Origin of the sequence: Bacillus sp. FSL W7-1085, assembly GCF_038595035.1 — a bacterium.
GTDB lineage: Bacteria > Bacillota > Bacilli > Bacillales > Bacillaceae > Bacillus > Bacillus altitudinis.
This window is the reverse complement of the sequence record NZ_CP152000.1, coordinates 3,670,941-3,685,321: the sequence shown is the minus strand read 5'-3', so window position 1 is coordinate 3,685,321 and position 14,381 is coordinate 3,670,941. Positions and strand designations below refer to the sequence as shown.

Sequence of the window (14,381 nt, the reverse complement as noted above, 5' to 3'; positions counted from 1 at the left end):
ATTACGGTGTCATTTGTTTAAATACATCAAGAGAAGGCAGGGCTTTTCCGTTGAAATCAAACATGGCCTGATTTTCCCAAGCATTCCCGACTGTGCCGGTTGTTTGAATATAAGCGAGCCCGTATTGACTAGACCACGGAGCACCTTTTGTTGGAATCCAAAGCGGCTCCCAATAAAAGAACCCTTTCCCGCGATTGTTTTTTACTTGTGAAATTTTTTCTGATAGATCTCGTATAAAAGATGCCTGCCCTTGTGGTGATGCTGGATAACCGGCCGTATTGACTGAATCTTGGTTAAATGAGTTATCGAGGTTGTCACCATTTGCTGTTGTAAAGCCGTAGGCGGTTTCTACCACGATGACATCTTTGTTATAGCGGGCGCTAATATCATTCATGTTGTTAGTAAGACCGCTAAATCCCCCGTCCCAATACGGGTAGTAAGATAAACCGATCGTATCGAACGAAACGCCTCGTTTGGTGATTTCATCAAACCACCAGCGAGATGCACCATTGTCCCCTCCATGTGCAAGATGAAGCATGACTTTGATGTTTGAATCGAAAGAGCGGACAGCATTTGTCCCCGCTTTTAGCAAAGCAGCGAGTCGGTCAAATTCACCGCCGCCTTCACCCCAGCTCTTTCCGTTCGGCCAAAGCATACCTGAATTTAATTCATTCCCGACCTGTACCATATTTGGTAGGGCATTTTGTGCTTTCATCGCTTTAAGTACATCGCTTGTGTAAGTGCCAACAGCTTTTTCTAAATCGCTTTGGGAGAGATTGGTCCAAGCTTTCGGTTTGAACTGTTTACCGGGATCGGTCCAGAAATCACTGTAGTGAAAATCAAGCAGCACTTTCATATTTTGTGCTTTTGCACGTTTTGAGAGAGCAATGGCGGTATTTAAATCGTTTGTCCCCCCGTTATAGGCACGGCCTTGGTTGTCGTATGGATGGTTCCAGAGTCTGATGCGCACATAGTTGACACCTTTCTCTTTTAATAGCTTGAGCGGATCAACCTGCTGCCAGTTTTGGTTGTAGTATTTGCCGCCGCTTTGCTCCACTTCTGCGAGCATGGAGATATCGGCTCCTTTGATGAAATCACCTTGCAATCCATTGATCGGTTTCACCGAAATCGTATCAGCCTTTGCTTCAGGCAGAATACCTAACCCCATCAGAAAGAAAACGACAACAGTGACAAGCAACCATTTCTTCATCAAATCTCCCCTTATCCTTTTGTCCCGCCTTGTGTGAGGCCGGATACAAATTGTTTTTGTAAAACAAGAAACAATAAAGCAACTGGAATCGCAATGAGTAAAGCCCCGGCTGCAAAGGTCGTGTAGCTGGCACCCATTTTGTCTGATACAAGATTGTATAGACCGATTGGGAGCGTATACATTTCGGGTGAGCGGACAATGACACTGGAGATAATGAAATCACCCAGCGGTCCTGTAAATGAGTTGATGGCAACAACGGCTAAAATCGGCTTGGCAAGCGGCATAATAATTTGGATGAAAATCCGGAAATGCCCTGCGCCATCCATTCTGGCTGATTCATCGAGATCCTTTGGAATCGCATCAAGATAGCCTTTCATTAAATACGTATTCATCGGAATTTGTCCGCCTGCATAAATCAAAATCAATGCGAGGTGGCTGTTAATGAGTCCAAGCATTTGAGCCAATACAAAAATGGCAATCAGCGCTGAAAATTGAGGAATCATTTGCAGCAGCAAAAAGAGCATTAGCCCATTTTTGCGTCCTTTGAATCGGAACCTAGAAAAGGCATAGCCTGTAAAGCTGACAAGGATCAACGTTAAGAGCATAGTCGCAATACTGATTTTCATTGAGTTCCAATACCATTTTGCATAAAGTGCTCCCTGACCGAAGAAGAGTTCTGTAAAGTGGCTGAACGTTGGATTCTTCGGAAACATGCTTGTGCTCATCAGGCTGTTCCCAGGATTAAAGGAAGCGCCGATCGTCCAAAGGAGTGGATATAGAATACAAACGGAGGCAATGAAAAGGATGAAATAGGTGATACTCAGGCGAATGAGCTTATTTTGTTTTGATCCCATATCACATCATGTCCTCCTCTTTGAATGAATTCGTTCTCTTAAATTGCCAAAGTGCAATGGCAATGACGAAGATTGATAGTAAGATCGTAACAGCGGCAGCGAGTGCATATTGAGAAGACTGCATCGTCAGTTTGTAAATCCAAGACACCAAGATGTCTGTGCCCCCAGCAGTTGAGCCAGCCACAGGCGGTCCTCCGCCATTAAATAAGTAGATGATATTAAAGTTGTTAAAGTTAAACGTATATTGCGTGATTAATATAGGTGCAATTGAATAGAGGACAAGCGGTAATGTGATGGAACGGAATTTCTGAAAGAAATTTGCCCCATCAATGGTTGCAGCCTCGTATAAATCTTCAGGAATGGCCTGCAAAACGCCAGTTGTCATAATGAACACAAAAGGAAAACCAAGCCAAGTCTGCATCGCAATAAGAGCGATTTTGCTCCAAAATGGATCTGTCAGCCATGGTTTTGGATCAATTCCAATCGATGCAAAAAGGGTATTGTTGATCGCACCAAACGTGTCGTTAAACAATCCAGCAAACACCAAAATGGTCACAAATCCTGGAACAGCCCACGGCAGAATCAAAATCGTTCTGAAAAACCGTTTTCCTTTTAAATCTTTTTGATTGAGCAGAACCGCTAGGAAAATGCCGACAGCACATTGAAGGGTCGATGCAGCCAACGTCCATACGACCGTCCAGCCTAGTACATCAATGAATGTGTCTCTCCAAATATCGATTGAAAAGATATTTTGAAAGTTTTTGATGCCTACCCAATCAATGAGATTGGCAGGAGGCGAGTGGTATAAATCATAGTTTGTAAAGGCCAGCGCAAAGCTGAACATAATAGGAAAGACAACAGAGAATAGAAGTAAAAAGAAAGCAGGAGTGCTCATTAAGTAAGGAAAGCCTTGGTCGATGAGCTGATGGTATTGAGCACGGATGGAATGAAGCGGAACCCCTTGATCACGTTTCTTTCCGTTCATAAATGCATCACGTATCATGAGTACATAAAAACCGATGCCAAATCCAGCTGTTAAAAGTGCAATAATTCCTTTTGCTAAAAGGAAAACAGAGTTGTCACGAGGCAGCATCGTACCAAGTGTGAACAGCCCCCAGAAGCCAATATTGAATAAATCATAAAACACAAGTAGAAAAGAAACGCCAAACAGGAAAAAGAGTGCCCCTTTGCCATACTGTTTGTTGTATATTTGCCCCATCCCGGGTATAAGAGAGAACATTAGAGCCCGTCTCCGGTGTGTCTTTGATTCCACTATGTGTGTGCGGTCTAGTTCAAGGTTACCCGTCACGTCTAACACCTACTTCATATGAAATTAGATCAAGTGCAGGCAGCATGACAGATGAACAGCTACCTGCGCTTGGTGTTTATTTGGAGTGATTCGCTTTAATTTGCGAGTCGATTTGTTTGACCGCATCATCAAATGCCTTTTTCACATCGGTACGGCCAGTCGCAATCAGCCCTAATGCGCTGTCAATTGGCTTCCACACCTCTGCCATTTCTGGATTGTTCGGTGTCAGTGTGGCATATTTCGTTTGCTTTGAAACAGCATCCGCATTAGCGTTTTCAGTAATGACTGGGTCTTTCATCAGCTTTTTCACTGGTGGAATTTCCTCTGTTACTTCAAAGCGCTTTTTCGAATTTTTTTCGTTCGTGATAAACTCAACAAATTTCTCGGCAAGTTCTTTATTTTTAGAATAAGAGGAGACGTTGTAGCTCTTTACACCTAAGAACGAGCTCATATGTTTTCCGTTAGGGAGTGTTGGTAGCTCGGACACGCCATAGTCGATACCCGCTTCTTTATAAGGACCAAATGACCATGGACCAGAAATCACAGCCGCTGCCTTTTTCTCAGTGAATAAGGAATTGAGGACATTGATTCCTTGCTCACCAATGATGCCTTTCGGGAAGAGTCCTTCGCTAAAGAATGTCTGAATGTATTTTCCGCCTTCGATGGCACCATCGTTATTAAGACCAATATCATTGACGTCATAAGAACCATCGTTTTTCTGTTTGAAAATATAGCCACCTGAACCGCCTAATACACTTTCTGCGTAATAAATTTCATCCCACTTCGCAACAAAACCGTATTTCCCGTCCTTTGTCAGCTTTTTCGAAAGGTCATACCAGCCATCGAGTGTCGTGGGTGCCTTTTTGACAAGGTCTTTGTTATAGAAAAGCACAGTGGTTTCAACGGATTTTGGCAGGCCATACAGCTTACCATCTATCGTTTGTGATTGAATCGATTCGTCTGTGAAGGAATTGATCACTTTTTGATCTGGTTTGATTTCTTGTAACAATCCCTCTGTGACAGCTGATCCAATTTGGTCGTGAGGCATGGTGATGACATCTGGACCAGTGCCGGCTGCGCCATCAAGACGAAGCGCTTCAATTTGGTCGGCATATGCTTTTTCGACTACTTTGACTTTCACGTCGTTTTGTTTTTCAAATTCTTTGACGGCGTCTTGAATCCCATCAGACTTTTTGACATCCTCCCACACTAGCAAGGTCTTTGTACCTGTAGATGCCGGCTGTGTACCGCTTGAATTGTCATCTCCTGGTCCGCATGCTGACAGCAGCAGCACAGCAGTACCAACGACTGCCGATAATGTCGCCCATTTTCCCTTTTTCATTCGTAATCCCCTCTCGTTCTTTTTTCACAGATGATAAGAAAACGCTTTCTTAATGTGAGAATATCAACTTGAGTAAAAAAAGTAAACACATTTTATTAAATTTATTAAGTAAAATTTTTTACTGAAATAAAGAGAAAAGAAGCCCACCATATACGGCAGGCCTTCCAGCTGTTTATATCGTGCTTTTCCGAAAGACAGGTTCTGAGGCAATCAGCACGGTTTTTGGTAATGTTCTGCCATCAACAAGTCTTTCTAAAAGTAAATCGACAGCTGTTTCGCAAAGTAAAGAGGTATGGATGTGATAAGTTGTGAGCGGTGGTGACACATATTGAGAGACGTGAATATCGTTGATACTAAAGACACTCACTCGATTTGGTAAAGAAAAACCGCGTTCATTTAATGCTTGTAAACAGCCTATCGCAAGAGGATCACTTGCGACACAAAAAGCGGTTGGCAGGTGATCGCCGAGCTCGTCGATCGCCTTCATCATCAATGAATAGCCTTCATCTACAGAGAAGTGGTGACCGATATAGACCAATTGTTCATCCAGTTTGTTGTGTGCTGTCATGTACTGGCGGAAGGTCGTTTCACGAATATCTGGAATACGCCTATTTGTATTGAGATCAAGATCTGTCCCGCCAATAAATCCGATGGATGTGTGCTGTTTTTCGATAAAAGAATCGATAATCTTTTCTACAATTCGTTTCAGGTTTGGTTTCACAGAATCAAAGCGGTCTTCATCTGGTGATGTATCAATAAAGACGATATGTTTTGTGATTGCATATAATTGATCAAGCTCAGTTTTTTTAAATCGACCGATGGCGATGATGCCTTCTGTAGAAGGATCAATCGATTGAAGACCATCAGATGGGTTGTAAGCGGTAACATTTAAGCTTCTGGTATTGGTGAGTTCCTCAATGCCTAGACGAATGGATTTGAAATAAATATCTTCAAGCTCTTCTTTTTCGGTCATCCAATAGAGAAAGGCAATTTTTTTTAGTGAATGTTTGAATGTCTTTTTTTGATAGGACAAAGCTTCTGCTGCCGCGTATACTCTCTCACGTGTTTGATCCGTAACCGATAGGTTGGGATCTTGGTTCAGTACGCGAGACACGGTGGCGATGGATAATCCGGCTTTTTCCGCAATGTCCTTTATTTTAGCTGCCAAGTCAGCACCTCCTATAGAAAATATCTCCTTTCAGTATAGAGTCTTTAAAAAAATTAGTAAATATTTTTATTAAATTGATTGGTTTAGTCTGTTCTTTACGAGTTGGAAAGGAATTAGTAAGATATATGTATTGAAGATGTAGGATTAAGATTTCTGATAGGAGAGGGACAGATGTATTATGATGCACTGAAGACATTTGTGACAGTGGTAGAAGAGAAAAACTTTACAAAAGCAGCTCAGAAGCTACGGATTTCTCAACCGAGTGTCAGTCTTCACATTAAGAACTTGGAGCAGGAATTTCAGACGGTTCTGCTCAATCGTTCGCCAAAGCAATTAACGGTGACGCCAACTGGGGATATGCTGTACCATCGATCAAAACAAATCATTCGTTTATATGAACAGGCGAAGCAGGATATTTATGAGCATCATCATCTGGCACGAGGGAAGCTCACGATTGGAGCGAGTTTTACCATTGGGGAGTATGTGCTGCCGCAAATTTTGGCACAATTTCATCAGCTCTATCCGCATGTTGATATTGAGGTAGTCATTGATAATACAGAGGCGATCGCTAGACATGTTCGGTTGTTCCATGTCGACATCGGACTGATTGAAGGACAAACCAATGACAAAGAACTCTCTGTAGAAACGTTCCTAGAGGATGAACTGTATATCGTTGCCCCATTAGACCATCCGTTTGCAAAGAAAAAGGATGTCACCATTGATCAATTGCAAAATGAAACATGGATCACAAGAGAAGAAGGATCTGGGACAGGAGAATACTTACAGCACGTCCTGAAATCAAATGGACTGAAAGCGCGGACCTTTGTGACATTTAGCAGCAATCAAGCGATTAAAGAAGCTGTCATTCATGGAATGGGGCTGTCTGTTTTATCTAAATATGTCCTTCAGCGGGGCAGCATTGGCGGGGAATTGGCTGTCATTTCTGTGAGGGGAATGGACTTTAAACGGACATTTTCCTATGTCGAATCCCCGATGACAGGTGGGAATAAAAATAAGGAATTGCTTGTTGAGTTGTTGAGAAAAGAGAAAAAAGACGCTTCTCCGCAGTAGGAGAAACGTCTTTTTTTATAATCCTTTGATGTTGATTTCATCGACTGGTAGGAAAATCTCACCTGTATCTGTATACTTCATGGTGACTTGATCCCCTTCTTTTAAATAAATAATAAGAGGCTCTTTTTCAGATGACATGGTGTAGTTTTTTCCATCGTCTAGTAAGAAGGTGACGGTTGTATAATCACCGGTCTTTTCCTTATACACCCTCTTCACTTTGCCTGTTGACTCTTTCTTTTCTTGCTTTGATGAACTATTGACGGTACCGCCGCCTTTTTGAAGAGCAGTTTTATAGGCTCTTAGTGCTTCATTTGGTGTAGAAGCGTATGCGGCGATTTCAGGATTGGCTGCCGAAACAATAAAGTAGTTTTGCAGGAACCCGTTTGAATCGAGAACAGGTGTAAGCCAGCTGGCTTCCCCGTAGAAATTATAAAGAATCGGCATGCGGCCCTTCCATTTCTTCTCGATAAATCGTTTCTCAATAATTTGCAAAGCTCCCTGTGAATCCATGTAGGATTCTTCAAGATTACCCGTATAATACGTGGCTTTTCCTGTTCGGGCATTTGTTAGTGCATACCCGAGCATGGAATCAACGCCCTCTTTTGGACTGGTGAAATCTGTGAAGTAATACATATCCCCTTTTGAATCAAACACTGGACTTACATTGGCTTCCGTTCCCTCGTCAGAAGGCAGCTTCACATCTGATTTTCCAAAGAGGCTGTTCCAGAAACCATGTACATAGTTGCCGAAGTAACTATTTTGTAGACTGACCGCCTCTGGTGACACAGCGCCATCAATAAAGGCTGGTACTTTGTCTAAGGAATATTTCTTCGTTGCACCCGTTTTGGCATCCACAACAACCACACCTGAAGCTTTAAACCCGTTTCGTGCAGAGATGAAATCTCCAAATGTTTGGATGTAATAAGGCTTGCCATCATCATTGATCTCTAGCTGCGTGTCTCCATAGAAAATCAAATCTGGGTACTGAAGACGGATATGCCGCTCAATTTCCTTATTGAAATAGGAAGAAGGCGTATAGACCATCTCGGTTTTCACAAACTTTGGATTGGCAGATGAGTCGGTCGCACTTAATGTAAAGTAACCCGGTGTGCTACCAGAACGAATCCATTTAAAGAAATCGGAGAACTCGACGGGTGCGATATACACATACTCACCATTGACTTTCTGAATTTGCAAGCTGCCAAGCTCGTAGTAACTCGTGTTTGGCACCTGCCCGAACGATTTCTTCATCTTATTGCGAGCAAATTGCGGTGGTACACTCGCAGGTGTCTCTGTCTCATCGAACGCTTTGATTTCGACTTTTTGCTCCATTTTAGACACGTCGAATTTCTCATTTGCATTAAATAGAAAAGCGGTTGCCATATAAACACCGAGCAGCAATAATATGAGAAATAAAACGCCCTTGATCTTCCGCTCCAATCCCACTGATAAAAAGGCACCTGCTGCTGTCACAACAAGTCCAATGAGCCACAGTGATGATGGGTTGCGGTCTAAATTGGTGATGTAGTAGAAGCCGAAAATCCCGATGATAAACAGCAGTGCCAGTCCCGCAATCCACATAAGCGGCACCTGTTGTTCAGTCCCTTTCTTTCTAACGATTAACCTGAGTGGTGTGAGCAAAAGGGTCAGGACAAGACCGATCACAACCGAAAATAACAACATATATCCCACAAACAGATCTCCTTTCAAATCAATCACTCTTTTAGTATATACGAGTGAGACGGGGAAAAGATTCACCGGATGGAAGGTTCATTTAAATGCCGATCGAATCAATGGCTGATTGAACATCTTCTTTCAGCTCAAAAAATGTGAGTCTTTTTTCAATTTTTTCGATTAAGGCGTCAATGGCTTCACCTGACATATGGGTTTGGATGTTCCTTTGATGTTTGTACACGTTAATCAGAAGGTCATCAATCAGATCTACTATTTTTTTGGCTTCTTGGCGATCCTCTGCAAATTCATTTTGAAGTTGATGCCGGATGGCTCTGATCAGCGCTGTTTTCTGTTCTTCTTTGATCTTTGCCTTCAAAGCAGCCAGCTCTGCTGGTGTCATGTCTTCCGTGTTAAAGTTTGCTTGAGAGAAGATGGAGCTTGATGTATGCGTATCTGTCACTCTCTGCAAAAAACGATCTGCGTCTGTTGGTTGTTTCTTTGAAAATTCCATTTGTCGTACTCCTTAAGAAATACCCATATTCTTGGCAAGGGTTGTATCTGCATCGTGGTATTGTTTTCCTAGCTGGCTCATATCATCTGATATTGAATCCATCCACCTTTTCATATCCATCGCATGATCAATCGCTGCATCATACTTTTTGACCGAATAGAACTCATTTTCAAGACCCTCTGTTTTTAAGTGGCGAATCACAGCATCCACATCTGAAGCCGTCAGCTGATCATACGAGCCAAAACCGACAATTTGTTTGTATCTTGAACGGACGCGTTCCACCGATTGATCCACTTTGTCATCGAGTTTCTCAATTTTACGAATGATTTGCTGCATATGGTGCTCGGCATATGTAGAGAATTTACGACCTGTGTTCATGAGAACATGCGACTTGATTAAAATCGCTACCACACTTTGCGGATGGACATTTGATTGGCTCAATTGATGTAACATGGCGGCAGTGAGAGAAGGGTTTTTTCTCAACATATCATCAATGGTTTGAACGGAGCCATCTGACGAAAAGGAATACCGGTCTAAGCCATGGCTGCCGGCGAGGGCTTCAAGAAATAAATTCGCATCAAGTGAAGGGTTCACACTCATTGCCCGATTGAGGAGATTTTTCATAAATTGGACGGCCTTTGAGGAGTCCTCAGTGTAATCGACGCCTTCAGGTAAAGCGGCATCATACATCACTTTCACACGACCGATTTCTGTCGTATGACGATTTAAGAGAGATAGCCCGTCATTGAGATTGATATATTCTGTTAATCTACTACGGTAATCACCTTTTAATGCTTTGGCTTGCAGACCATCCGATAGATTTGGGTAAATATTCGGATTCTCAAAGGTGACCCCGCCTTTAATAAAATCATTTTTGACAAGAACATAAGAAGCATTTGACCCGCCAAGTGAATGCCCTGTCACATACATCTTCGCATTCGGCATTTTCTTATGGATCTCTTTTGCATACCGGTCCGCCTGCACCATTTGATTCTCTGCACCGTGTTCAAAGGGGATATTTTTAATCAAATACTTCGTATCTGAAATCAACCAATCTTGTACAATCTCATTTGTATAGGTCGTTGTCCCTGTCGTCACTTTCGTCGTGACTTCCTTTGACGTCTCTGACTGGCTAAAAGGAGGCAGCTTTGTCAAAATGGTAGAAAGAAGATCATCTGACTCTTTTTTTCCATGTTTTTTAATGGTATCTTTATATTGGCCTGCGCCAATCGGTTCTGACCCGCGGTAGGCGATGACGGCGTTTTTGATTTTGGTGAGGTCTTTTCCGCCATCGGAGCGATCAAAATCTTCTTCGGAAACGATAGTTAGTGCATTAAGACCTTTAGTTGTTTCTTTATAATCAATGACATACATGGTCTTATTTTTACTAATTTCTATTTCACTAGAAATTCTATAGTAATCTATTTTATAAGATGCATTGGAAATAAGATTATAGTCTTTATCAGAAAGTTCGTTTTGGGCTACGGTTTTAGACAAAATTGTCACTCCTGTAATATTTATCTTATATATTATATGATATTGTATGATAGATATCTATAAAAAGAGGATTAAAATCCTCTAGATTAACAAAGGTGGATTTATCTAATGAAAAACACAATCAAAGTTGTGATTATATTATTTACTATCGTTATTATTCTAATAGTTTCTCTTATTATCCAACAAGATAAGAAAGAAAAATCGAATGATTCAGGAGGGGAAACTGTTGTGAAAGAGAAAAGTGATCAAGAAAAAGCAGAAGAGTTCGCAGAGAAAATGAAACCAAAAATAGAAGAAAGATTACATAAAAAGGATATCTATCATTTTATAGAAAAAATAACATTCAAAAAAAAGGTATCCATTAGTCCAATGGGATATGTAACAGTTGATGGTTATATAAATGATGATCCTGAAAAATTTTATTTCTCAGCATCTTTAATGCATAAGTCTAACGAAATTGGTTCTATGAGCTTTTCCCCAGAGTTGTCATATCGTTTTAAAGACTGGAATAAATATAAAGATGAGCCTGAGATAAAAGAAAACTACCTTAACAGACTCTCTAAAAAAGAACGAGAGCAATATCTAAAGGACATTGGAGAAAAAGAGTAAAGCAGGTACTCACCTACCTGTTTTTATTTGTGTCAATTTCATTTGTAGATTGATTAAAGGTTCATAAAGGAGTTTTTATTTTTTATGAGAAATACAATGAAATTTTCTATATTATTTGTGGTCGTCATCATCTCAGTAACTGCTTTCATTGTAGAGTACATTAATCAGAGTCTGTCGGATGATGTAGTGGAAGAGAAGAGCGATGAAGAAAAAGCAGAAGAACTTGCAAAGAAGATGAAGCCTAAGATAGAAGAGCATTTACATAAAAGAGACATTCATCACTTTATTAAAACCATAACGTTTGAAAAAGATGTGACCATCAATCCTATGGGGGATATTATAATCGATGGCTATATAAATAATGAACCGGAGAAGTTCGGATTTTCAGCTTCTTTACAATATAGAGCTAAAAAAATAGGTTCAATGAGTTATGATCCTGAGTTGTCATATCGTTTTAAAGATTGGGACAAATTTAAAGATGAACCAGAATTAAAGGAAAACTATCTTAAACGACTCTCTGAAAAAGAACGAGAGCAATATCTAAAGGACATTGGAGAAAAAGAGTGAAGCAGGTGTCTACCCACCTGTTTTATTTTTTTATTATCATTAATTGAGAAGTTTTGATTGTAAGGAGTGTTGCGTTGTATGAAAAATACTTTAAAACTTGTATCTGTTTTGGTCGTTATCATCATTGTCTCAGTGACTTCGTTAATCACTCAGCACAATAAGCAAAGTAAAACAAATGATGTGGTAAAAGAAAAGAGCGATCAAGAAAAAGCAGAAGAGCTCGCAGAAAAAATGAAGCCTAAAATAGAAGAATGTTTACGCAAAGAAGACATCCATCATTTTATTAAGACCATAACGTTTAAGAAGAGGGTAACTATTGATCCAATGGGCTACATCGTAATTAGAGGATATATAAATGATGAGCCAGAAAAGTACGAGTTCTCCGCTTCATTAAAGTATAGAACAAAAGAAATCGGTTCAATGAGTTATTCATATGAGTTATCAATTCGTTTTAGGGACTGGGAAAAATATAAAGATGAACCGGAATTAAAAGAGAATTTTTTAAAAAATCTCTCCAAAAAAGAACGCGAACAATATTTGAAAGACATTGGAGAAAAAGTGAAATAACAAGTCGACAAAGCCGATTGATTCCCTAAATCAATTTCAAAATATGCTATCATTCCCCTAACAACACTTACAAACAAGGGAGAGCTTTCAAACATGGCAAATAAAAAGAAATTGATCTTGGATGTAGACACTGGAATTGATGATGCGATTGGTATTTTGCTTGCAGTGAAAAGTAAGCGGTTTGATATGTTGGGGATCACAACGGTGTGCGGGAATGTGTCTGTTGAAGCGGCGACGTTGAATACGTGTAAAGTGCTTGAGTTGGTTGAGGCAGAGGAAATCCCTGTCATCAAAGGTGCAGTAACGCCTCTTTTGAGAGCCCCTCATTATGAACATCGGGTGCATGGGGAGGATGGAATTGGCGGCGCTTTAAAAGATGTCGAGCCTAAGAAGACCGCAGATGAAGGTTTTGCGCCTGATTTTATCATTGACCAAGTACTGAAGTATTCGAAGCAGGTTACGCTTGTGTTGACAGGACCGTTAACGAATTTAGCCCTTGCGGTAAAAAAATGCCCTGAGCTGATTCATCACGTGAAAGAAGTCATTTTTATGGGGGGTGTCGTGCAGGGACAGGGGAATGTCACACCGGTTGCGGAATTTAATACATATGCAGATCCAGAAGCGGCGAAATTGGTGCTGGAGGCTGGTTTCCCTTCATTGACTCAAGTAGGGCTGGATGTCACGAGACAGGTCTTGTTAACGGATGAGAGAATTAATGCCATTCAAAATGAAACGTTAGCCAGTTATATCAGAGAGAGCACAAGCATTTACCGCCAGCGCTATTTTGAGCGGAATGGGGTGTGGGCATGTGCCATGCATGATCCGCTTGCTGTAAGTCTTGCAATTGATAAACAACTTGTGAATACACAGGCTTTTCATGTAGAAGTGGAGACGAAGAGTGAGTTCTGCGATGGTCAAATGATATGTGATTTTCAGCATCAATGGGGAAAAGATCGTAATCTTCAAGTGTGTATGGATGTAGATGCTGAAGGGTTTTTTGATTTAATGATCAAAGTCTTGAATTCTTAAAAAAGAAGTCTGTGCAAACAGGCTTCTTTTTTATAAGATGGGAACATGAGGAAATGTATGCGCTCACATGAATGAGGAAGGAGTGAAGTCAATTGGCTTCTGTCAGTTTAAGTAGTATGGATAAGATAAGGGCAGCAAGCAGAGGATTGCCGCCAAAACTGAAAGCAATTGCTGAGCACATTACGAGTGAGCCCCGCGACATCATCCATTTGTCGATTGTCGAGCTTGCCAAAAAGACAGCGAGCTCAGAGGCAACGATTTTTCGTCTTTGTAAAAGGCTTGGATTTGAGGGGTATCAAGATTTGAAGATTGCTATTGCCCAGGAAATAGACCAAACGAAGCCTGATTATGTAGATGAAGAGATGAGTCTTGACGATGATACTGCCGTTTTTATGCAAAAGGTATTTCAGGCAAACATCACTGCATTAAAGGATAGTTTTCAATTGTTGAATCCAGAAGATGTAGAAAGAGCCGTACAATTAATCCATGAAGCAGAGCGCTTAGAGTTTTATGGCAGCGGTGGGTCTGGTCTCATCGCCACAGATGCTTTTCACAAATTTATGAGGACAGGCATCAACTGTATTGTTCATACAGATTCTCACTTTCAAGCGATGTCAGCAGGTCTGCTTGATCAAAAGAGCACAGTGCTTGGTATATCTCATTCTGGTCGAAATAAGGATTTACTGGATGCGATGAAAACAGCTAAGGAAAAAGGAGCGAAAACCATTGGCATTACAAGCTATCAGCGTTCTCCATTGAGTCAGCTTGCAGATGTCACGCTGTATACATCAACGCAAGAAACGGCTTTCCGAACGGAAGCGATGTCTGCTAGGCTTGCCCAGCTTACTGTGATTGATGTGCTATATTTTGCGCTTGCACATTTAAGGCAGCAGGAAACATTAACAAACTTAAAGCAAATGAGAGAAACCATTTCTCAAAAAAGAGTGTAATGGTTTCAAAAATAAATTTTTCT

Annotated in this window: 14 protein-coding genes; 6 read left to right on the top strand and 8 right to left on the bottom strand. The window is 40.9% G+C overall.

What is annotated here, in order from left to right:
- Position 1: 1 nt before the first annotated feature.
- From MKY11_RS19115 to MKY11_RS19095, 5 genes are all read right to left on the bottom strand, one after another.
- A complete protein-coding gene (locus MKY11_RS19115; protein ID WP_327855475.1) occupies positions 2-1,210 on the bottom strand; it encodes a glycosyl hydrolase 53 family protein in 1,209 nt (402 codons plus the stop codon).
- Positions 1,211-1,221: 11 nt separating this feature from the next.
- Positions 1,222-2,064: a sugar ABC transporter permease gene (locus MKY11_RS19110; protein ID WP_007497274.1), complete on the bottom strand. Its 843-nt coding sequence runs from the start codon at positions 2,062-2,064 to the stop codon at positions 1,222-1,224.
- Between the two features lies 1 nt (position 2,065).
- Positions 2,066-3,304, bottom strand: a complete 1,239-nt coding sequence (locus MKY11_RS19105; protein ID WP_045033662.1) for a sugar ABC transporter permease — start codon at positions 3,302-3,304, stop codon at positions 2,066-2,068.
- Between the two features lie 145 nt (positions 3,305-3,449).
- Positions 3,450-4,715 (bottom strand): extracellular solute-binding protein, encoded by a 1,266-nt coding sequence (locus MKY11_RS19100; protein ID WP_327855476.1) that lies wholly within the window; start codon positions 4,713-4,715, stop codon positions 3,450-3,452.
- A 172-nt stretch (positions 4,716-4,887) separates the two neighbouring features.
- Positions 4,888-5,883: a LacI family DNA-binding transcriptional regulator gene (locus tag MKY11_RS19095; protein WP_024720441.1), complete on the bottom strand. Its 996-nt coding sequence runs from the start codon at positions 5,881-5,883 to the stop codon at positions 4,888-4,890.
- A gap of 171 nt (positions 5,884-6,054) precedes the next feature.
- Here MKY11_RS19095 and MKY11_RS19090 point away from each other — a divergent pair, with 171 nt between their 5' ends.
- Positions 6,055-6,954, top strand: a complete 900-nt coding sequence (locus MKY11_RS19090; protein WP_025208260.1) for a LysR family transcriptional regulator — start codon at positions 6,055-6,057, stop codon at positions 6,952-6,954.
- A 15-nt stretch (positions 6,955-6,969) separates the two neighbouring features.
- On the opposite strand, the gene MKY11_RS19085 is transcribed toward MKY11_RS19090, so the two are convergent.
- From MKY11_RS19085 to MKY11_RS19075, 3 genes are all read right to left on the bottom strand, one after another.
- On the bottom strand, positions 6,970-8,646 hold the full coding sequence (locus MKY11_RS19085; protein ID WP_047946714.1) for a hypothetical protein: 1,677 nt from the start codon (positions 8,644-8,646) through the stop codon (positions 6,970-6,972).
- Between the two features lie 82 nt (positions 8,647-8,728).
- Positions 8,729-9,139, bottom strand: a complete 411-nt coding sequence (locus tag MKY11_RS19080; RefSeq protein ID WP_024720438.1) for a hypothetical protein — start codon at positions 9,137-9,139, stop codon at positions 8,729-8,731.
- 12 nt (positions 9,140-9,151) lie between these two features.
- Positions 9,152-10,636, bottom strand: a complete 1,485-nt coding sequence (locus MKY11_RS19075) for a lipase (RefSeq protein ID WP_342501698.1) — start codon at positions 10,634-10,636, stop codon at positions 9,152-9,154.
- 108 nt (positions 10,637-10,744) lie between these two features.
- Here MKY11_RS19075 and MKY11_RS19070 point away from each other — a divergent pair, with 108 nt between their 5' ends.
- The 5 genes from MKY11_RS19070 to MKY11_RS19050 all read left to right on the top strand — a co-directional run bounded on the left by MKY11_RS19070 (position 10,745) and on the right by MKY11_RS19050 (position 14,358).
- Positions 10,745-11,245 (top strand): DUF1433 domain-containing protein, encoded by a 501-nt coding sequence (locus MKY11_RS19070; protein ID WP_019743871.1) that lies wholly within the window; start codon positions 10,745-10,747, stop codon positions 11,243-11,245.
- An 84-nt stretch (positions 11,246-11,329) separates the two neighbouring features.
- Positions 11,330-11,812 carry a DUF1433 domain-containing protein gene (locus MKY11_RS19065; protein WP_342501697.1) on the top strand — a complete coding sequence of 161 codons (483 nt, stop codon included), beginning with the start codon at positions 11,330-11,332 and terminating at the stop codon, positions 11,810-11,812.
- Between the two features lie 78 nt (positions 11,813-11,890).
- Positions 11,891-12,379 (top strand): DUF1433 domain-containing protein, encoded by a 489-nt coding sequence (locus MKY11_RS19060; RefSeq protein WP_342501696.1) that lies wholly within the window; start codon positions 11,891-11,893, stop codon positions 12,377-12,379.
- 93 nt (positions 12,380-12,472) lie between these two features.
- Positions 12,473-13,408: a nucleoside hydrolase gene (locus MKY11_RS19055; protein WP_056408434.1), complete on the top strand. Its 936-nt coding sequence runs from the start codon at positions 12,473-12,475 to the stop codon at positions 13,406-13,408.
- 116 nt (positions 13,409-13,524) lie between these two features.
- Entirely contained in the window at positions 13,525-14,358 is an 834-nt protein-coding gene (locus tag MKY11_RS19050) for a MurR/RpiR family transcriptional regulator (RefSeq protein ID WP_039165382.1), read from the top strand.
- The last annotated feature ends 23 nt before the right edge of the window (positions 14,359-14,381 follow it).